Source organism: Synechococcus sp. R55.2, assembly GCF_047462075.1.
In the GTDB taxonomy this organism is placed as follows: domain Bacteria; phylum Cyanobacteriota; class Cyanobacteriia; order Thermostichales; family Thermostichaceae; genus Thermostichus.
In genome coordinates this window covers 1-656 of the sequence record NZ_JANSIH010000260.1, presented here as the reverse complement: position 1 = coordinate 656, position 656 = coordinate 1, and the positions used below count along the sequence as shown (strand labels likewise).

Genomic DNA, 656 nt, shown 5'->3' with positions numbered 1-656 from the left:
CATGCTGCGAGCATGTTCTCTTGGATCCCAAATTACTGACCAACGACGGGAATCCCTGATATTCCTCTTGATCTGGTTAATCCACTTTGGATCATGGCCCAGTTGGATCCCACGTTGGATAAACTCTTCTACTGACCAAGTGATACAATCTTCAAGACCGATATTTTTTAGCAGACTGTAGCTCATTCGGCCGTAGTAATGGCGACCTACTAAGGTAAGAACTGGCACACCCATGTAGAGAGCTTCCATAGTGTGGGTTGCACCTGTGTAGGGAAAGGTATCGAGAACAAGATCCACCAAAGCTAGTTGGCCCCGGTGCTCTTCCACGCTGCTTGCTTGAGCTAGAAAACGGACGCGATCCAAAACATCCAATTCCTTAGCTCTTTCCTGGTAACGCCTGATAACTGTGGCAATTTCCCCTGAGCCTTTGACAATTAGGATACCGTTAGGTACGGCTTTTAGAATCTGCAGGTGAGCATCAATGCATTCAGGGGTGCGCTTGTAGGCACTGGCCGCAGTTAGAAGAACAATATCTTGCGGATCGATTCTCAGCTTAGCTCTGAAATCTATCTTATCAGCGGGCAGGACGTCCAGATAGTCCACAGCACAGTAGCTAGGCAAGCGGATAATTTTTTCATGGTAATCGGCCTGTGCAT

The 656-nt window shown here is 47.7% G+C and carries 1 pseudogene; it reads right to left on the bottom strand.

The features are described 5' to 3' along the window. Positions 1-656: pseudogene (locus NW838_RS08775) on the bottom strand (FkbM family methyltransferase); the annotation flags it as partial.